Raw genomic sequence first — 18384 nt, 5'->3', positions numbered from 1 at the left:
GACCCAAAGCTGCAAGGTGGTCACCAGTTGCCGGGTTCCAGTAGCCCGTGCCGCTGGCGTCCGAGCGGTCGGTGGTGAGCTGCTCCAGGTCGGGTCCCAGCGGGCTGGCGTCGGTGGGGCCGTAGCCCCGCAGCCGCCATGTCAGCCAGTCATGCGGCAGGGCAACGGGAGGTCCGCTGGGTCCGCGACCACGAGCCCGCGATCGCCAGCCGGGTGGCCGCCGATCCTCCGCGCCCACTTCGTCGGTGAGGGCGGCGGCTGACTCTGCCGAGCGGGTATCGTTCCAGAGCAGGGCCGGCCGCAGCACGTTGCCGCCCCGGTCCAGCAGCACCATGCCGTGCTGCTGGCCACCCACGGAAAGCGCGCTGACCCCTGCGAGCCCGCCGGCGTCGTCGAGCGCTTGGGAGAGCGCCCGCCACCAGTGGTCCGGGTGGACCTCGGTGCGGTCCGGATGGCCGGCACGGCCTTCCCGGACCAGCGCGCCGGTGTGCGCGTCCAGCACCGCCACCGCCCTGCGGTTCGTTCTGCGCCAGATGCGCGGAGAGCTTCTCGATTCGCGAAGGGTCGAGCTTGCCACCCAGTTGGTGGTCAGGGAATCCACAGCCCGGCCGCGCGGAGACGTGCGCCGTAAAGAGCCAGGTAAAGACGGGGCCAGCCCGCGCTAGCCTCTGCCCGGCCGGCACCTGCAGGTTAGGCTGTGACCAGTGCCCTCCAAGCAGCCGGAGGACTCTATCGACCTGCTCCGGGGGGAAAACGGTCTGATGAGTCGTCTGAAGGAACCGGTGGGCTGGCCGGGCCTTCCGTTGGGTACGGAGGCCGGCAGTCCGCTTGCCGACAGGGTGCACGCTTTTTTCGGCGGACTTGGGCTCCGGGGCCGGGTGGTGATGTGCCAGCTGCCCCTGTCCGTCACTCTGGTGCTGGTGGTTACCGCCGCCGCCGTCTTTCACCCCGAAACGCTGGCCGCTGAACGCTTCCAGTTCGCCCTGCTGGCTCACGCCGCGCTTTTTGGCGTCAGCCTGGCCCTGCCTTGGGGCAGGCTCCCGGCCGGGGCATACACCGTGATTCCCGTGCTGGACTGCGTGGCCATCGGCTTCACCCGTGAGGCCGGCGGCCCCAGCTTCAGCGTTCTGAGCATTCTGCTCGCGTTCCCCGTGATCTGGCTGTCCGTTGACCGCCGGCGGGCCGGCGTCGTCCTCGCTGTGGCCGCGACTGTCCTGAGCACTGTCCTGCCCGCGGCAGCCTTCGGCACGGCGCCCACCCAGTTGTCCATGATCAGGACGATCTTCCTCCCGCTTGTCATGGCCGCCATAGCTCTCACGGCCCACGTGGTGGCGGGCACGCTCTACCGCCAGCGCCAGACGCTGGTCAGGAAGGACGAGGCGCTCGCGGACACCGTCGCCGAGAGTGTGCAGCGGCAGGTGGACCAGGACGGGCAGGATGTGCTGACCAACAATGCCCTGCAGGTCTCTTCCAGGCCGACCGCACCACCCCCGTGCCGCCGGAACGCTTCCCGACGGCGCGTGCGGCCGGCGGCGAAACGTTCACCGACGAGCTGTACTGGGCCGGCGAGGGCGAGGACATGCGCGCGTACTCCGTCACAGCCCGCACCATGATTTCCACGAATGGAAACCATGCAGGCGCGGTGATCACCTTCGCCGAAGTCACGGCACTGATTCGTGCCCTCTCGGCCAAGGACAACTTCGTGGCCACCGTCTCCCATGAGCTCCGCACCCCGCTGACGTCCATCATCGGCTACCTCGAGCTCGTCCTCGACGAGCCCGGCCACGAGGACACCGAGGAGGAACTGCGGATCGTGCACCGCAATGCCAACCACCTGCTGGGCCTCGTGAACGATCTGATCGCGGTTGCCTCGGAGCGGATCGAACTGACCCTGCATGAAGCCGATGTGGCCAGCCTGCTTACCAGCGTCGTGGACTCCTCTCATGCCAAGGCCGCCATCAATGGTGTGGAACTTGTGCTCGACGTCGAGAAGCCTCTGACCGCCCGCGTCGATCCCGAGCGGATCCGCCAGGTGTTCGGCCATCTGGTGTCCAACGCGATCAAGTTCTCGCCGGACGGGGGGACGGGTCATGGCGCGGGCCCACCGGGCGAACAGCCACGTGGTCTGTTCCATTGCGGACGCCGGCATCGGTATGGACGGGCTCGAACAGGAACAGGCCGTCACCAAGTTCTTCCGGTCCGCCCGCTCGCGTGAGACGGCCATTCCGGGCGCAGGCCTCGGGCTGCCGATCAGCAAGACCATCGTCGAGGGCCACGGCGGTTCCATTAGCCTGCGGAGTGCCCCGGGCGAGGGGACCACCGTGACGGTAAGCCTCCCCGTCTCCTGAGGCCCCGTATCGTGAGCCCGCGCCAGCTGCCGCGGGGAGCATCCGGCCCGCCCACGTAAACTGGCAGCATGCGGTTGGTAGCGAGTGACATAGACGGAACGATCCTTGGGCACGACGGACGAATCAGCGACCGCACCGTCCGCGCCTTCCACGCCTGCCGGCAGGCCGGCGTCGAACTCGTCTTTGTCACCGGCCGTCCGCCGCGCTGGCTGCACCCGCTCGAGGAGCAGTTGGGCCACACGGGCACGGTGATCTGTTCGAACGGCGCCGTGGTGTGGGACCTCGAAGCGGACAAGGTTGTCTCGGCGCAGACCATGGCCATCGATGACATCTTCGAAATCCGCCAAATCATCAAGAACCTGCGGCCCACCGCGCTCTTCGCCGCCGAGACCCTCACCGGCTTCCACCTCGAGCCCGGCTTCATTGAAAACGGCTCGAGCGAGCTGCTTTCCGAATTCACCCCTGCCCCGCTGGCCTCGACGCTCACTGCGGAAGACGCCGTCGTCAAGTTCCTGGCCATTGTCCGTGAAGGCACGGCCGACGATTTCCTCGCGGAAGTGGGCCCCGCCGTCGGGAACCTCGCCTCGGTGACGCATTCGGCGCCCACCGTCGCCATGCTGGAACTCGCCGTGCCGGGGATCAACAAGGCCGTCACCCTGGCCGACTACGCCGCCTCGCTGGGCATTGATGCCGCGGACGTCGTGGCGTTCGGCGACATGCCCAACGACATTGAGATGCTCCGCTGGGCCGGCCACGGCTATGCCATGGCCAGCGGGCACCCGGAAGCGATCCGGGCCGCGGGGCAGCAGGCACCGCACTTTGACGACGACGGCGTGGCCCAGATTCTCGAGGAAAGGCTCGCCGCGCTGGGGCTCCAGCTGCCGTAAGCCGGCAGTCATCCGCCTGCCACCGAACTCCCGGCCGGCGGTCAACTTGCGTTCATGTCCGCCCCATAGGGTGTGGCCTGTTGGGTGAGTGACCGATAGGGGACATCGTGGCCAGGAAAAAGAGCAAAAATGCTACCGAAGCTCCGCTGCGTCCCGTAGAGCCGTCCGCTCACTGGTCGGCGCTTCGCGAAGGGGACCGGGTCAGCGTGCGGCTTGCGCCGGGGTTTGAAACCGGTGGCCGCGTTTCGGCCGTCACGCCGGACCGCACCGTGGTGTGGGTGGATCTCGACGGCGGCCGCGGCCGCACGCTGCTGCACTGCAGCGACGGCGTCGAAATCCTACCCGCCTGAGGCTGGTCTAAGCTTCGGGGATGACGGGAACCCTGCCTTACTTCTCCGCTTCCGGTCCTGAACCAGGTCTTCACCCCGGGCCTGCTGCCGGGCCCGGGCTGGGTGGGCCGGGCTCGGGCAGGCCGGTGGCCATGGCCCACCGCGGATTTTCGCTGGCGGGGCTGGAAAACTCGCTGGCGGCGTTCCGCGCCGCCGTCGAGCTTGGCTATTCCCATCTGGAGACGGACGTCCACACCACGTCCGACGGCCAGCTGCTCCTCTTCCACGACCGCACCCTGGACCGGGTCACGGACGGCCACGGCAACATCCATGAACTCACCGCGGACGAAGTGCGGCGGGCGCGGATCGGCGGGAGGGAGCCTGTGCCCACGTTCGATGAACTTGTGGCGGCGTTTCCGGACGCGCGCTTGAATCTGGATGTCAAGGACTGGCACTCCGTCCCCAGCGTCGTGGCCGCGATCGAGCGCCACCAGGTCCACGACCGGGTGCTGATCGCCAGTTTCTCCGACCGCCGGCGCCGCGCGGTCCTGAAGCAACTCAGCCGCAGGACCGCATCGTCGGCGGGGACCCGGGCTAACGCACTCTTCCTGATGCTGGGGCCACTGCTGTCCATTGGCGCGCTGGCGCCCCCGGTGCGGGCCGTGCTGCGCCGGGCGCTGCGCGACGTCGACGCCCTGCAGGTGCCGGTCCGCTACCGGGCCGTGCCCGTCATCACGCCGGGATATGTGCGCCGGGCGCATGAGCTCGGGCTGTACGTGCACGCGTGGACCATCAACGACCCCGCCGAGATGCACCGGCTGCTCGACCTCGGCGTGGACGGGATCGTCTCCGACCGCGCCGACCTGCTGAAGGAAGTCCTGCAGGCGCGCGGGCAGTGGCGCTAGCTGCGTCCCATCCCGGTGCCCGGGTCCTGGTCCCCCTCGGAAGGATCTGCCCGCAGTTCTTCCGGGTCCGGATCGGGAAGTCCCGCCGGGCCGGGTACGCCGCGCGCTGCTTCGGGGGCGTCCGTGGCGCCTGCCGCGCCTATGCCGCCGGACCTCGCCGCCCCGGCTGACTCGTCCGCTGCGCCGGCCTCGCCCGTGCCGGACGCGCCGGAGGCGCCTGATGTGCCCTGGCCCCCGCTCGCCTCGGTGCCCGGGCCCTGCGGCGTGTAGGTGGTGTGCACACCTGACCGCGGGCCCTCGTCGCCATCCCTGGCGTTGGAGCCCTCGCTGATGGAGGAGTGGACCTGGATATCCTCGTCGGCCGCTCCGGGCTCAGGCGCGTGGGCGTCGTCGGTCGGGTCGGACGTCTGCGCCAAGTCCTCCATCGCGTTTTCCGCTGCTTTGCCAATGCTGTCGCCGATTCCCATCAGTTTGCTCCTTCGAAACGTTCCGGCCGGGCCGGACTGTGCGGCATCTGACTGTTCCAGAATTATCAGCATGCTTACAATTAGTCCAGTGTTGCCGGGCCCCGGCGGCATGAGTCCGTTACCGAAGTCCGTCGCCACGCCGGCGCACCTGTTCCAAGGAGGACCGCAGGACCATGAGCACCTACCATCCCGAAAATGACCCGGCCAACCCGGACCGCGACGCCGCCAGGACGGGCGAAGCCGGAACCGACGACGACGCCCGCGGGGACTCGGCCGCCACGCCCAACCCCGACCCCTTGAACGGCAACGTCACGGGCCTCGAGCCCGGCGGAGGAGTTCCGCCCGGCGAGACACCGCCCGCCGAAGACCAGATGAGCGGCGACCAGGGGCACGACGAATAGCAGGACGACTATCAGAAGGAGTGTGCGATGGCTGACCGGCTGGTTGCCGACGTAATGGTGGAGCGCCTCAAAGCCTGGGGCGTCAACAGGGTCTTCGGCTACAGCGGGGACGGCATCAACGGCTTCATGGGCGCGCTCCGCCGCAGCGGCGCCGGCGACCCGGGAGCCGGCGGCGGCACCGACAGCAGTAACAGGGGAGCCGGCGTCGAATTCGTCCAGGCGCGGCACGAGGAAACGGCAGCGTTCATGGCTGTCGGGCACGCCAAGTACACCGGCCAGGTGGGCGTAGTGACGTCCACCCAGGGGCCGGGCGCGGTGCACCTCCTCAACGGGCTCTATGACGCCAAACTGGATGGCGTCCCTGTGGTGGCCATCATCGGCCAGCAGAGCCGCAGCGTGCTGGGGTCGGCTTACATGCAGGAAATCGACCTGCTCACACTCTTCAAGGACGTGGCGGCGCAGTTCGCGCAAATGGTCAGCACACCGGAGCAACTTCCCATGGTGCTGGACCGCGCCTTCCGCACAGCCCTCGAAACCCGCACCCCCTGCGTTGTGATTGTCCCGCACGACATCCAGAAGGCTCCGGCACCCGAGCTCGACCAGGAGCACGGCATCATCGTCACCGCGCCCGAATGGCAGCCTGCACGGGTGCTGCCCCACGATAACGACCTGGCCAGGGCCGCCGAGGTGCTGGGAGCCGGCAGCAAGGTGGCGTTCCTGGTGGGGCAGGGCGCCAAGAACGCCCAGGCCGAGGTGGTCGCCTTGGCTCAGCAGCTGGATGCCGGCATCACCACCAGCCTCCTGGGCAAGCCGTACATGGATGAGACGCTGCCGTTTGCGGCGGGCACGATGGGGCACCTCGGTTCCACCGCAAGCGCCCATCTGATGGGGAACTGCGACACCCTCCTGATCATCGGCTCCAACGACCCGTGGACCGAGTTCTATCCAAAACCCGGGGCTGCCCGGGCCGTCCAGGTGGACATCGACGGGCGGAAGGTCGGCAACCGGTACCCCGTCGAAGTTGGTCTTGTGGGCGATGCGGCCGAAACCCTTGCCAGGCTGGCGGAGCTGCTGAACGGCGAAGGCGGGCAACCGCAGGCCAGCCGTCCGCAGGCAGAGGCCCGCAAGCAGTGGCGGGCGGAAGTGGAGGAACAGGTCCGCAGTTGGCGCGCCCTCGCCGAGGAGCGTTCCCGCGTTCCGGCCAGCCCCGTCAACCCGGAGCTCGTGGTCCGCGAGCTCAGCGGCAGGCTGCCACACAACGCCCAGGTCAGTGTCGACGTCGGGAGCTGCGTCTACTGGTACGCGCGCCAGCTGACCCTGCCGGCCGGAGTTCCGGCGCACCTTTCGGGGACGCTGGCCAGCATGGGCTGCTCGGTTCCGTACGGGATCGCGGCAAAGCTGGCCCGGCCGGACAGGCCCGTCGTGGCTCTGGCCGGCGACGGCGCCATGCAGATGGCAGGCATCGCCGAGCTGGTAACCGTGGCCCACCGCTGGCGGCAGTGGCCGGACCCGCGCTTCGTGGTGTGCGTGTTCAATAACAGGGATCTGGCCGAGGTCACCTGGGAGCAGCGCGAGACCGAATCCGAGCCGCGGTTCCCGGACAGCCAGGAAATCCCTGACTTTCCCTATGCCGGATACGCGGAGCTGCTGGGGCTTACCGGCATCCGCGTTGAATCCCCGGAGCAGCTCGCCGGCGCCTGGGACCGGGCCCTCGCCGCGGAACGCCCGGTGGTGATCGAGGTCCTGACCGACCCGGACGTGCCGCTGCTGCCGCCATTCCCGGCGGGGGCGGAAAAGCTGGACGGCATGCGCTCCGCGCTCGCCGCCGAGGGCGAATCCGGTGAGGGTGCGGCGGCGTTGCTGGACACCTATGCGGGCCAGGAGGAGTCCCGCGGCTGACCGGATGACGGGACGGGTAAGCGCATTCCCCGGCGGGGGTGGCAGGATAGGGGGATGCGTATCCTTATCGCCCCGGACAAGTTCAAGGGATCCCTCACCGCCGTCGAAGCCGCCGCCGCAATCGCCGAAGGCGCACTCCGCGTCTACCCGGACGCCGTGACCACCCAGTTTCCGGTGGCCGACGGCGGCGAGGGAACCCTGGAGGCAGCCGTAGCCGCCGGCTACGAGGAGCGGATCAACGCCGTCGTTGGTCCCATCCTGGCCCCTATCGGGGCCGCCTGGGCCTACCGGAAGGACGGGTCCGGCGCCACCACTGCGGTCATTGAGACCGCGCAGGCTTCCGGCCTGGCCCACATGGAGCCGACGCCGGAGAACTCCCTGCGAGCACACAGCTACGGTTGCGGGCAGCTCATCGCCGCTGCCCTCGACGCCGGCGCCACCGAAATCGTGCTGGGCGTCGGCGGCTCGGCCATGACCGACGGCGGCAGCGGCGCCCTGCGCGCGCTGGGCCTCAAGCCGCTCGACGCGGCCGGAAACGTGGTGCCGCTGGGCGGCGGCTCACTCGCCGACGCCGTTTCCCTGGATGTCACCGGGCTGGATCCGCGGCTTTCCGCCGTCAAATTCCGGATCGCCGTCGATGTCCAGAGCCCGCTCTACGGCACCACCGGTGCCGCGCACGTCTTCGGCCGCCAGAAGGGCGCCGACGACGACGCCATTGAGAAGCTCGACGCCGGCCTGCGCAACTGGGCATCCCTCCTCCGGGAGGCGACGGGCCGGGACGTCAACGTCCCGGGCGCCGGTGCGGCCGGCGGCTTCCCGGCGTCGTTCCTTGCCTTCACCCAGGCCACGCTGGAAGGCGGCTTCGCGCTGGTGGCCGCGCTCACGGGGCTGGCCGAACGGCTGGCCGACGCCGACCTGGTGATCACCGGCGAGGGTTCCATGGACTCCCAGTCGCTCACGGGCAAGGCGCCGATCGCGCTTGCGGAGGCCGCCCGGGATCTCGGCATTCCGGTGGTCGCGGTGGCGGGACGCATTCTGGTCACGCCGGAGGAACTGGCCGAGCACGGCGTGGTGGCTGCGGCGCAACTGCTGGACGTCGCGCCCAGCCCGCAGGACGCCATGGCCGACGCCGGCAAATACCTCGTCTGGGCCACCCGCCAGGTGCTGGAAGGGGCCTAGCCGCCCTCTTTCTTGGCCCTCCGGTGCAGGTGCACGGGGACATAGGCCAGGAGGATGGCCAGCACAGCGAGAAGCACGCCGCCGGCGATAAGGCCCACGGTGCGGCCTGCCGTAACGTCGAACACCAGCGCGGCGGTTCCCACGCTGAGGGCAGCCACTCCGCCGAGGGCGATCTTGGTGATGTTGTCGGCGCTGGCCACAAGGGTTGCCTTGAGCCGCTTCCGGAACAGCCGGCGGTGGACGCTGACCGGCAGGAGGATGAACGCGGTGGTCAGTGCGGCGAGGCCCACGTTCACGAGGTAGAGCGTGACCTGGAAATCATCGAGGGTCTCAAAGCGCTGCTGGAAAGGCAGCGTCAGCAGGAAGCCGGCAAGGATCTGGACGCCCGTCTGCAGGACTCGCAGTTCCTGGATCAGTTCCATCCAGTTCCGGTCCAGCTGCTCCTCGCGGGTCTCGTTCCGGCCGCTGCCAGCCAGGGCGTCCGGATCGGTCATGAACCCTCCTCTGTCTGGCCCGCTGCGGGCGCGCTTGCTCCAAACCTAGGCTCAAGTCTGCCCCATTTCAACAAATGCTAAGTTTACTGACTACTTTTGCGTCAGGTGGTGGACTTGCTCCTCAAACCTGCGTTAGGTTCGAACAACCGGCACCCCGACAATGTGAGCAGGTGGATAATGAGCGACCCAGCCAAGCAGTCTGACCAGCCCGGTGACCCCCGGGGAACTTACCACTCAGGGCCCTTTCCCAAGCAGGAGCAGAAGCAGCCGGGCCTGACCGCACCCATGGATCCGCAGCCGGACCATGGCGAGCTGAGCTACGAGGGAAGCGGGGCGCTGGAGGGCAAGGCGGCGCTCATCACGGGCGGCGACTCCGGCATCGGCAAGGCGGTGGCCATCGCCTTCGCACGCGAGGGGGCCGACGTCGCCATCTCCTATCTTCCCGAAGAGGAAGACGACGCGCAGGACACCGCGGAATGGATCCGCAAGACAGGTCGGCGGGCGCTGCTTCTCGCCGGTGACGGCAGGAACGAGGACTTCAGCACATCGATAGTCGCGGACGCCGTTGCCGAGTTTGGCCGGCTCGACGTTGTGGTGCTGAATGCGGCGTACCAGAAGAACCGGGACAGCCTTGAGTCCCTGCCCACCGAGGAGTTCGACCGCGTCTTTAAGACCAACCTGTACTCGCTGCTGTGGACAGCACGGGCAGCGGTGCCACACCTGAAGGCCGGAGCCTCGATCATCACCACGGCCTCCATCCAGGCATTCAATCCGTCTCCCGGGCTCATTGACTACGCCATGACCAAGGCGGCCCAGGTGGCCTTCACCAAGGCCCTCGCCCAGGAACTGGGACCCAAGGGGATCCGCGTCAACGCCGTGGCGCCGGGGCCAATCTGGACCCCGCTCATCCCGGCCACCGAATGGCCGGACAAGCTGCCCAAGTTCGGCCAGGACACACCGCTGCAGCGTGCCGGCCAGCCCGCCGAGCTCGCCCCCGCCTACGTACTGCTGGCGTCCGCCGCCGGTTCGTACATGTCCGGGGCGGTGGTCCCCGTCACCGGCGGCAAGGGCCTTTGAGTTTCCAGTACTTCCCAGCCAAACAATTCCCACCAAGCAGGAGGAACAGATGAGCCAGGACAACCAGCACGCAGCCCCTGAAGAGGAAGCGGGAGGCTACGGCACCCCCACCGCGGAGCAGGAAGCCGGCGGCCAGCAGTTTGCCCAGCCCCGCGAGGAGGAAGACTTCGACGCTGCGGGCCTGAACCAGAACAGCCCCGAGGGAGAGACCTTCCAGACCGGCACGCCGAACCTCAGCCACTTCGCCGAGGAGGACCAGGACAGCTCGGGCGAACCCGGGGCCGGTCGCTTCGGCGGAACCGACGACCAGCTCCACGCCGAGGGTGAAAGCGGCGTGGCAGGCTTTGACCCGCTCCCCGGTGAGTCACCGCTGCCGCGCGATCCGGACGCCTCACCCGGGGCCGGCGCGGAGGACGGGGACACGGCCGTGCCCTCGGCGGACGCCGAGATAGACGAAGGCAACGCTGACGAATCCGGCGCCGGGCAGTTTTCCTCGGAGCCCGGGCAGGAGGCGGCGGGCATTCCGGACGGCAGCGGCAACGACCTGCCGAAGGAAAAGTCACCCAACGACGACGACGAAACCTTCGACGCCGGGTAAGCCCGCGGTCTTTCCCCCGGAGTGCGCGCGCATATTTGCACCACTATGGAGACGGCAAGGCCCTGGCGCCCCTGGAAATCCGGGGAGCCAGGGCCTTTTGCCTGCCCGAAGCGGAGCAGAATGCGCCGGGTGGGGCCGGCGGGAGCGCTAACGCTTCTTGGGCTGCCTCTTTGCTGCGGCATTGATGGCTGCCTTGGCGGCGGGCGGCAGGCCCTGCTGCTCGGTCTCGGGCTCGGCAGCGGTGCCGCGGGCCTTCGCGATGGCCTTCATGCCGTGGTAGATCACGAGGGCCGCGGCGGACCCGAGCGCGATGCCCGTGAACTTCAGGTCCCCCACGGTCCAGGTGTAGTCCGCGATGCCGATGATGAGGGAAACTGCGGCCGTGGTCAGGTTGACCGGGTTCGAAAAGTTAACCTTGTTCTGGACCCAGATCTTCACGCCGAGGATGCCGATCATGCCGTAAAGCATGGTTGCGGCGCCGCCCAGCACGCCCGGCGGTACAGTGGCGATCAGTTCGCCGAACTTCGGCGAGAAGCTCAGCAGGATGGCGAAGATGCCGGCCACCCAGTAGGCCGCAGTGGAGTAGACCTTGGTGGCCGCCATGACGCCGATGTTTTCCGCATACGTCGTTGTGCCCGAACCGCCGCCGAAGCCGGCGAGCACCGTGGCGGCACCGTCGGCCAACAGGGCGCGGCCGGAAACCCCGTCCAGGTTCTGGCCGGTCATGGCGGACACCGACTTCACGTGGCCGATATTCTCGGCCACCAGCACCAGGACCACCGGCACGAACAGGCCCAGCACGCCAATGTGGAACTCTGGCGTCTGGAACTGCGGCAGGCCCACCCAGGCGGCGGCGTCCACCTTGTCGTAGCTCACCTCGCCGCGGAGCATGGCCACCAGGTAGCCCACCAGCACGCCCACCAGGATGCTGAGGCGGCCAATGATCCCGCGGAACAGGACGCTCACCACGATGATGGTCGCCAGCGTGATCACTGCCGTCACGGGGGCGGCGTCGAAGTTGTTCTTGGCGGCAGGAGCCAGGTTAAGCCCGATCAGGGCCACGATGGCGCCCGTGACAATCGGCGGCATCAGTCGGTTGATCCAGCCGGCGCCGAACTTCTGCACGATCGCGCCGATCACGGCGAGGCCGGCTCCGGCCAGCACCACGCCGCCCAACGCCCCGGGCACACCGAACTGCTGCTGGGACGCCGTGATGGGTGCGATGAACGCAAAGCTCGAGCCAAGGTAGCTGGGAACGCGGCCCTGGGTGATCACGAGGAACAGGAGTGTGCCGATGCCGGAGAAGAAGAGCGTGGTGGCCGGCGGCATTCCGGTGATGATCGGCACCAGGAATGTGGCGCCGAACATGGCCACAACGTGCTGCATGCCCACGCCGATCGTAATGGGCCACGCGAGCCGTTCGCCGGGAGCGACCACCTCGCCCGGACGTACGGCCTTGCCGTTGCCGTGCAGCTTCCATTTGATTCCGAGCATGCTCATTGGCGGGGCCTTTCGGAGGGGGAGTTTGCCCGCTCGTCGGGCTGGATCTTCAGGAGCAAGAATACCCCGCCGGACGCGGGCGCGAGAGGGCTTCCGGCCAACAGCCGGTGCAGCCAGGATTGGACGCCGTCGTGTGTCAAACGTCACGACGCCGATTTGGCCGTTCCGGGAAGAGCAGGCCTCTGAATCCGGTTGAACCCAAACGAAAGCAAGCAGGATTACCCGACGCCGCCCGCAGGGATCTCGGCCTAGTGAAAGGGGCGCGAATGACAATCGCCCATGAAGAAGCAGTCATCGATTCCGCCGCCGTGGATGCCATCTTTGCCGAAGCCCGCACCGCCAACGCGTTCACCGGCGAGGTGAGCGAGCAGCAGGCCCGCGCCATCTACGAACTGACCAAGTTCGGCCCCACGGCCTTCAACTCCCAGCCGCTGCGCGTCACCTACGTGCGCTCGGAGGAGGCCCGCGCCAAGCTCGTGGCCACGCTGTCCTCGGGGAACCGGGCCAAGACGGCCTCGGCACCCCTGGTGGCAATCCTTAGCTACGACACGGCCTGGCAGGAGCACTGGGACAACTTCCTCCCCGGCTACAACGCCCCCAAGGCCATGTACGACGCCGCACCGGACTTGGCCACCTCCACGGGCAACAACAACGCCCACCTGCAGGCCGGTTACTTCATCCTGGCCGTCCGCTCGCTCGGTTTCGCCGCCGGCCCGATGACCGGCGCAGACTTCCCCGCCATCGACGCGGAGTTCTTCCCGGCAGGCGACCAGAAGAGTTTCCTGGTGGTGAACATCGGCCAGCCCGGCCCCGAGGCCTGGGGTGACGCGAAGCCAAAGTTCGCCTACGAGGACGTGGTCCGCACGGTCTAACGGCCGGGTTGCGGACAGCCTCCGGACACGGAATGCCTCCGGCAATATGGGGGACATTCCGGAGGCATTCTGGACAGTATTTCTGCAGTCAAAAACTGCAAGGCATGCATCCGGGCCACTTCCAATGTTAGTCCTGTTTGGACTTCTTGAGCCCGCCGCTTTGAGCCGGTCCGTCTTGCCGCAACATGCGCCTGACAGCAGCAAGAAAGCGCCGGATGGCCAACAGCCATCCGGCGCTTTCTTGTTCCTCGGGAATCCAGTAAATTCCTAGGAGATGACCCCGTCCACCAGCGCCTTGGCTTCGGCCTGGACCTGCTTGAGGTGGTCGGCGCCCTTGAAGGACTCCGCGTAGATCTTGTAGACGTCCTCGGTGCCGGAGGGGCGGGCCGCAAACCACGCGTTCTCGGTGACCACCTTCAGGCCGCCGATGGATGCGCCGTTGCCCGGCGCCTCGGTCAGCTTCGCCGTGATTGCTTCGCCCGCCAGCTCCGTCGCAGTGACGTCCGACGACGACAACTTGCCCAGCGCCGCCTTCTGGTCCCGCGTCGCTGCGGCGTCGATCCGTGCATAGACCGGCGCACCGAACTGGTCCGTGAGGCCTTTGTAGAGCTGCGACGGCGACTTGCCGGTGACAGCGGTGATCTCCGAGGCCAGCAGCGCCAGCAGGATGCCGTCCTTGTCCGTGGTCCAGACGCTGCCGTCGCGCTTGTTGAACGAGGCGCCGGCGGATTCCTCGCCGCCGAATGCACCCTCGCCGGAGAGCAGACCGGGGACGAACCACTTGAAGCCCACGGGCACCTCCACGAGCTTGCGGCCCAGGCCGCCCGCCACGCGGTCGATGATCGAGGAGGACACCAAGGTCTTGCCCACAACGGAGTTCGGGTTCCAGCCGCTGCGGTTGCGGTACAGGTAGTCGATGGCCACCGCGAGGTAGTGGTTGGGGTTCATCAGGCCGCCGTCAGGGGTAACGATGCCGTGCCGGTCGGCGTCGGCGTCATTCCCGGTGGCGACATCGAACGAGGCGCCTTCGGACATCCGGTTGATGAGCGAGGCCATGGCCGACGGCGAAGAGCAGTCCATCCGGATCTTCTCGTCCCAGTCCAGGGTCATGAAGGCCCACTGCGGGTCCACGGTGGGGTTGACCACCGTGAGGTTCAGCTGGTGGCGTTCGCCGATCTCACCCCAGTAATCCACGGACGCGCCGCCCATGGGGTCGGCCCCGATCCGGACGCCGGCGTCGCGGATGGCGTCCAAGTCCAGGACCGAGGGCAGATCGTCCACATAGCTGCTCAGGAAATCGAACTTTCCGGTGGTTTCGGCCTCGAGGGCCTGGGCCAGCGGAATCCGCTTCACGCCACGGAGCCCATTCTCCAACAGTTCGTTGGCGCGGTTGGCGATCCAGCCCGTGGCGTCGGTGTCGGCCGGGCCGCCGTGCGGAGGGTTGTACTTGAAGCCGCCGTCGCCCGGGGGGTTGTGGCTAGGGGTGACAACAATGCCGTCAGCCTGCGGTGCTCCGGCGGGGGCGTTGCGGTTGTACGTAAGGATGGCGTGGCTCAGCGCCGGGGTGGGGGTGTAGCCGTGCCGCGCGTCGATGAGGACGTTCACGCCGTTTGCGGCCAGCACCTCAAGGGCGGAGTTCTGCGCCGGTTCGCTCAGTCCGTGGGTGTCCTTGGCCAGGAACAGCGGGCCGGTGATGCCCTGTCCGGCGCGGTACTCCACGATCGCCTGCGTGATCGCCACGATGTGACCCTCGTTGAAGGACGCCTTCAAGCTTGAGCCGCGGTGCCCGGAGGTTCCGAATGCCACGCGCTGGCCGGGATCCCCCAGGTCAGGCTCGACGTCGTAGTACGCGTCCAGCAGTGCGGTCAGGTCAACAAGGTCTTGGGGTTGGGCAACTGTGCCCGCTCGGCTAGCCATGGCACCAGCATGCCAGACGACAGCGAAGGGAAACACGGAGTGTCCGGAATCCGGCCCCTGTGACGCAAAATGTCACCAATTTTCCGGGCTACTTGCATTTATCCGGAACAAAAAACTGAGTAGTGCGGGAAAAGTACTTATATACCCGCCCCTGAGGGGGCTGTTACGTTCAAACGGCAGGACCACCCGGTGTCATGTACGACGCCGGGCGTCCGGACCAGCGGAAACGTCCCGGAAGCCTGTGGCTGAATTCCAGCCGTGCCACTGCGGGAGGGGAATTCCGCCCGTTGGGGCCGGCAATTTGTCCGGCTTTTGGGCCGGGAAAAATTTACGGCCGGGTGATTTGGTTCGATTGAATTGGGCCGGTCATTTGGAAGACGAGCGAGCAATGCAGAGGTGAACAATGGGGGCTGGAGATGCAGCATTCGAACGGACGAGGCTCGCCTCCGAACGGATCGCGCGACTGAAGCGCGACCTCGCGCCCCGCGGCGGGGGCTCCGTTGAGGGCGCGGGCTTCGGTCCCGCCGGCCAGTTTGGAGCGGTCCCGGTTGGTGCTGGCTCTCTTGGTGCCGGCCCTCTTGGTGCCGGCCCTCTTGGTGCGGGCGCTGTGGGTGCGGAGCAAAGCAGCCACCTGATGGCCGAAAGGCTTGCCCAGCTGGGGCCTTACGGCTGGTTTCTCCTGCACGACGTTCATTGGCCCGGCCGCCCGCTGGCCCGGCTGGAGCATGTCCTGGTGGGGCCCGGCGGTGTGGTGGTGGTCAGCGCCAAGACCTGGTCCGGGCACGTCGACGTCGTGGATGGCGCGCTCCGGCAGAACGGTCATGACCGGTTCCCGGCGGTGGAGACGGCGCTGGCGCAGGCAGCCGCGGTGGCCGCGGTCCTGCCGGCACCGTGGCGGAGGCTGGTCCGCTCGCTGATCTGTCTGACAGCCCAGCCGGAACTGCGGGGCACCACCGGTTCGGGCATCGAGGTGCGGGGGATCGACTGCATGGCGGCCGCCGTAACCAGCCTGCCGGACGTGCTGGATGCACCTTCGGCCCTGTTGCTCTACGCACAACTCGGGCAACTCCTCACCCGTCCGCAGGTGCTGGAGGCCGGCACCGTTCGGAACCCTGCGTACCGCCCAGCCACGGGCGGCCCCGGCACCCGGGGAACGGAGGACCCGAACACGTCCAGGGCAGCGCTTCGGCGCCCGGCCCACAAGCGGCCGGCCCACAAGCGTCCGGCCCCAACGCACTACCGGTATGGCATGGATCGCCGGCCGGTTACCGTGCTGCGGGTGGTGGGAAGGTCGCTCGTCGCGGGTCTCGTTTCAGCGGCACTGCTGGCGCCGCCCCTGTGGCTGTTGTGGGAGCTGCTGCCCAAGTAAGGCCACGAGTGCCCGGGATCAGAAATCCCCGGCATAAATGTCCGGGGACAGCGGTAATGTTCTGTTGAGGACAGGATGAGGGGATTTCCATGACAGAGCAGCGTCCCGGAACCGGCGACGAGCCGAAACCGGACACCCACCAGCAACCGCCGTTCGGTCAACAGCAGGGTTCGGACATTCCGGCCCCGCCGTTGTACAACCCGCCGCTGTATACCCCGCCTGGCCAGCAGGTTGGCGGGCAGCACAGTGACGCGGGCGCCGGCGGTGCCTACGGCCAGCCGGTGAGCCCCTACAGCCAGCAGTATGGCCAGCAGTACGGGCAACAATATGGCCAGCAATATAATCAGCAGTATTCCAGCCCGTACGGCCAGCCGTCGTACTACGGTGCAGCGCCCCAGCCGAAGGGCCTCAGCATTGCCAGCCTGTGCTGTGGCATCGCCGTTTACCTCGGCTTCGGGGTCTTCTTACTGCCGCAGTTGGCCGCCGTGATCCTGGGCCACATGGCGCTGCGGCGTGAACCGTCAGGCCGCGGCTTCGCCATTGCCGGTCTGGTGATGGGGTATCTCGGCCTCGCCCTGACGGTCCTTGCGATTGTGGGGCTGGCCATCCTGGCGAGCGTCGCGAGCACGTCCAGCACTATCTGAACGAAGGCTAGCGCGGGCAACGGGAGCCCGAGGATGCGCTCAGAACCCCAGCTGGGCTGCCACCTGCAGGAGCAGCGACTCCGAGCCGGGCCGGCCAATCAGCTGGATGCCCATCGGCAGCCCCTCTCCCGGAATGCCCCCGGTCCAGTGCACGGGGATACTGACGGCCGGAAGGCCGCACACGTTGACCATGGATGACCATGGCGCGAACTCGCACTGCCTGCGGTAGTCGCCGTCGGCGTCGCCCGCCCATTCCGGGGAGGGCCACCGGCCGTCCCCGTGCCCCGACCCGGTGAACCAGCCCACCGGGCGCGGTGTCTGGGCCAGTGCAGGCGTCAGGATCAGGTCCCAGGCTGAGTACTGCGCCAGAGTGTCGCGCTCGAATTGCCGCAGGAACGCGAGGCATTCGTTGAGTTTGGCGGCGCTCCGCTGCTGCGCGCGCCGCCGGAATGTGCGCGTCAGCGGCGTTAGCAGGGCCTCGCGGTGCGGCGCGATCCGGGCCGCACCCACTCCTGCCGTCCAAGCGGTGGTGAACGCGTCGGGGTAACGGTTGTCGTACCGGATCTCAGCCTCGGCGACGTCGTGCCCGGCACCGGTGAGCAGCCGGACGCCGGCGTCCAGCGCGTCCAGTGCCTCCGGATCCGGAGTGAACGGGAAGATCCCGCCCCATGGGCTGTCCAGGCTGACACCGATCCGCAGCGAAGCAGGCGCTCGGTCCACGGCATCCAGGTAACCCGCTCCGTCCGGGTTTCCCGCGCTGTTCGGGGCCGGGCCGTTAGGGGCCAGGACATCCAGCAGCAGCGCGGCATCGGCCGCAGAGCGCGCCAGCGGTCCGGCCACCACCAGCCCCGCGGGATCCCCGCTGCTTTCACCCGCGCGGACAACGCCCCTGCCGGGTTTCAGGCCAAGAAGGCCGCATGCCGCCGCCGGGATCCGGATCGACCCGCCGCCGTCGGTCCCGGGCACGAACGGCACCAGTCCCGCCGCCACGGCAGCGGCGCTGCCGCCGGAGGAACCGCCCGAGCTCCTGCTCAGAGCGTACGGATTGCGCGACGGCGGTGCGATGCGGTTTTCGCTGTAGGCCGTCAGCCCGAACTCAGGAACCTGCGTCTTGCCGAGGGAGATGGCACCGGCGCCCCGGAGAGCCGCGGCGAGGGCGCCGTCGGCCGGTGCCGGACGGCGGTCCAGCGCTGCGCTGCCGTGGGTGGTGACCACCCCGGCAACATCGGTGAGGTCCTTGAAGGCGACCGGCATCCCGTGCAGCGGCGGGAGCGGCTGGTCCGGGTGACGCCGGGCGAACAGAGCGTCTGCGGCGGCGGCCTCGGCCATCGCCCTCGGCCCGGTCGCGGTGATGAAGGCCCCCAGCCTCGGGTTCGATTCCTCGATCCGCGCCAGGAAATGGGCCGTGACTTCGCGGGCGGAGAGCTCTCCGGAACGCAGCGCTGCCCTCAGTTGCACTGCCGGCAGGTGGTGGATGTCAGCCAGGCGGTTTGGGGCG

General features: G+C 68.2%; 20 protein-coding genes and 1 pseudogene. 15 read left to right on the top strand and 6 right to left on the bottom strand.

The window, feature by feature from the left end:
* Nucleotides 1-502: FGGY family carbohydrate kinase (locus J7I85_RS23075; RefSeq protein ID WP_308159627.1), on the bottom strand; the 502-nt coding region annotated here is incomplete at its 3' end.
* Nucleotides 503-506: 4 nt separating this feature from the next.
* Between J7I85_RS23075 and J7I85_RS25380 the strand changes: the two are divergent.
* The 7 genes and pseudogenes from J7I85_RS25380 to J7I85_RS23055 all read left to right on the top strand — a co-directional run.
* Nucleotides 507-665, top strand: a pseudogene (locus tag J7I85_RS25380) (LacI family transcriptional regulator); the annotation flags it as partial.
* Between the two features lie 96 nt (nt 666-761).
* Nucleotides 762-1613 (top strand): hypothetical protein, encoded by an 852-nt coding sequence (locus tag J7I85_RS25375; RefSeq protein WP_251024739.1) that lies wholly within the window; start codon nt 762-764, stop codon nt 1611-1613.
* Nucleotides 1610-2215 (top strand): sensor histidine kinase, encoded by a 606-nt coding sequence (locus J7I85_RS25370; RefSeq protein WP_251024738.1) that lies wholly within the window; start codon nt 1610-1612, stop codon nt 2213-2215. Before J7I85_RS25375 ends, J7I85_RS25370 begins: the two co-directional genes overlap by 4 nt.
* A complete protein-coding gene (locus J7I85_RS25365) occupies nt 2121-2348 on the top strand; it encodes a sensor histidine kinase (RefSeq protein ID WP_308159626.1) in 228 nt (75 codons plus the stop codon). Before J7I85_RS25370 ends, J7I85_RS25365 begins: the two co-directional genes overlap by 95 nt.
* Before the next feature lie 68 nt (nt 2349-2416).
* Nucleotides 2417-3235: an HAD family hydrolase gene (locus J7I85_RS23065; protein ID WP_214857773.1), complete on the top strand. Its 819-nt coding sequence runs from the start codon at nt 2417-2419 to the stop codon at nt 3233-3235.
* 107 nt (nt 3236-3342) lie between these two features.
* Complete coding sequence (locus tag J7I85_RS23060; RefSeq protein ID WP_214857771.1) at nt 3343-3585, top strand: hypothetical protein; 243 nt, start codon at nt 3343-3345, stop codon at nt 3583-3585.
* A 20-nt stretch (nt 3586-3605) separates the two neighbouring features.
* On the top strand, nt 3606-4469 hold the full coding sequence (locus tag J7I85_RS23055; RefSeq protein ID WP_214857769.1) for a glycerophosphodiester phosphodiesterase: 864 nt from the start codon (nt 3606-3608) through the stop codon (nt 4467-4469).
* Here J7I85_RS23055 and J7I85_RS25360 read toward each other — a convergent pair.
* A complete protein-coding gene (locus tag J7I85_RS25360; RefSeq protein ID WP_251024736.1) occupies nt 4466-4936 on the bottom strand; it encodes a hypothetical protein in 471 nt (156 codons plus the stop codon). The genes J7I85_RS23055 and J7I85_RS25360 overlap by 4 nt on opposite strands.
* Nucleotides 4937-5109: 173 nt before the next feature.
* Here J7I85_RS25360 and J7I85_RS23045 point away from each other — a divergent pair, with 173 nt between their 5' ends.
* From J7I85_RS23045 to J7I85_RS23035, 3 genes are read left to right on the top strand one after another with little or no spacing between them, the layout of a single operon-like run.
* Nucleotides 5110-5337: a DUF6480 family protein gene (locus J7I85_RS23045; RefSeq protein ID WP_214857767.1), complete on the top strand. Its 228-nt coding sequence runs from the start codon at nt 5110-5112 to the stop codon at nt 5335-5337.
* Nucleotides 5338-5364: 27 nt separating this feature from the next.
* Entirely contained in the window at nt 5365-7236 is a 1872-nt protein-coding gene (locus J7I85_RS23040; protein WP_214857765.1) for a thiamine pyrophosphate-requiring protein, read from the top strand.
* A 54-nt stretch (nt 7237-7290) separates the two neighbouring features.
* Complete coding sequence (locus tag J7I85_RS23035; protein ID WP_214857763.1) at nt 7291-8415, top strand: glycerate kinase; 1125 nt, start codon at nt 7291-7293, stop codon at nt 8413-8415.
* On the opposite strand, the gene J7I85_RS23030 is transcribed toward J7I85_RS23035, so the two are convergent.
* Nucleotides 8412-8909: a DUF6328 family protein gene (locus J7I85_RS23030; RefSeq protein WP_214857761.1), complete on the bottom strand. Its 498-nt coding sequence runs from the start codon at nt 8907-8909 to the stop codon at nt 8412-8414. The two genes, J7I85_RS23035 and J7I85_RS23030, sit on opposite strands and share 4 nt — an antisense overlap.
* A 177-nt stretch (nt 8910-9086) precedes the next feature.
* On the opposite strand from J7I85_RS23030, the gene J7I85_RS23025 reads away from it, so the two are divergent.
* A complete protein-coding gene (locus J7I85_RS23025) occupies nt 9087-9986 on the top strand; it encodes an SDR family oxidoreductase (RefSeq protein WP_214857753.1) in 900 nt (299 codons plus the stop codon).
* 49 nt (nt 9987-10035) lie between these two features.
* On the top strand, nt 10036-10584 hold the full coding sequence (locus J7I85_RS23020) for a hypothetical protein (RefSeq protein ID WP_214857751.1): 549 nt from the start codon (nt 10036-10038) through the stop codon (nt 10582-10584).
* Nucleotides 10585-10731: 147 nt separating this feature from the next.
* On the opposite strand, the gene J7I85_RS23015 is transcribed toward J7I85_RS23020, so the two are convergent.
* Nucleotides 10732-12084 carry a uracil-xanthine permease family protein gene (locus J7I85_RS23015; protein ID WP_214857749.1) on the bottom strand — a complete coding sequence of 451 codons (1353 nt, stop codon included), beginning with the start codon at nt 12082-12084 and terminating at the stop codon, nt 10732-10734.
* A 266-nt stretch (nt 12085-12350) separates the two neighbouring features.
* On the opposite strand from J7I85_RS23015, the gene J7I85_RS23010 reads away from it, so the two are divergent.
* Nucleotides 12351-12956, top strand: a complete 606-nt coding sequence (locus J7I85_RS23010) for a malonic semialdehyde reductase (RefSeq protein ID WP_214857747.1) — start codon at nt 12351-12353, stop codon at nt 12954-12956.
* Nucleotides 12957-13223: 267 nt separating this feature from the next.
* On the opposite strand, the gene pgm is transcribed toward J7I85_RS23010, so the two are convergent.
* Nucleotides 13224-14873: a phosphoglucomutase (alpha-D-glucose-1,6-bisphosphate-dependent) gene (pgm, locus tag J7I85_RS23005; protein WP_214857745.1), complete on the bottom strand. Its 1650-nt coding sequence runs from the start codon at nt 14871-14873 to the stop codon at nt 13224-13226.
* Between the two features lie 403 nt (nt 14874-15276).
* On the opposite strand from pgm, the gene J7I85_RS23000 reads away from it, so the two are divergent.
* Nucleotides 15277-16242 carry an NERD domain-containing protein gene (locus tag J7I85_RS23000; RefSeq protein WP_214857743.1) on the top strand — a complete coding sequence of 322 codons (966 nt, stop codon included), beginning with the start codon at nt 15277-15279 and terminating at the stop codon, nt 16240-16242.
* Between the two features lie 89 nt (nt 16243-16331).
* Nucleotides 16332-16886 carry a DUF4190 domain-containing protein gene (locus tag J7I85_RS22995; RefSeq protein WP_214857741.1) on the top strand — a complete coding sequence of 185 codons (555 nt, stop codon included), beginning with the start codon at nt 16332-16334 and terminating at the stop codon, nt 16884-16886.
* Nucleotides 16887-16925: 39 nt separating this feature from the next.
* On the opposite strand, the gene J7I85_RS22990 is transcribed toward J7I85_RS22995, so the two are convergent.
* On the bottom strand, nt 16926-18371 hold the full coding sequence (locus J7I85_RS22990; protein WP_214857785.1) for an amidase: 1446 nt from the start codon (nt 18369-18371) through the stop codon (nt 16926-16928).
* Between the last annotated feature and the right edge of the window lie 13 nt (nt 18372-18384).

The organism is Arthrobacter sp. ISL-65, assembly GCF_018613795.1.
Taxonomy (GTDB): domain Bacteria; phylum Actinomycetota; class Actinomycetes; order Actinomycetales; family Micrococcaceae; genus Arthrobacter.
The sequence above is the reverse complement of the archived record's forward strand: the minus strand, read 5'-3'. Positions and strand labels throughout refer to the sequence as shown.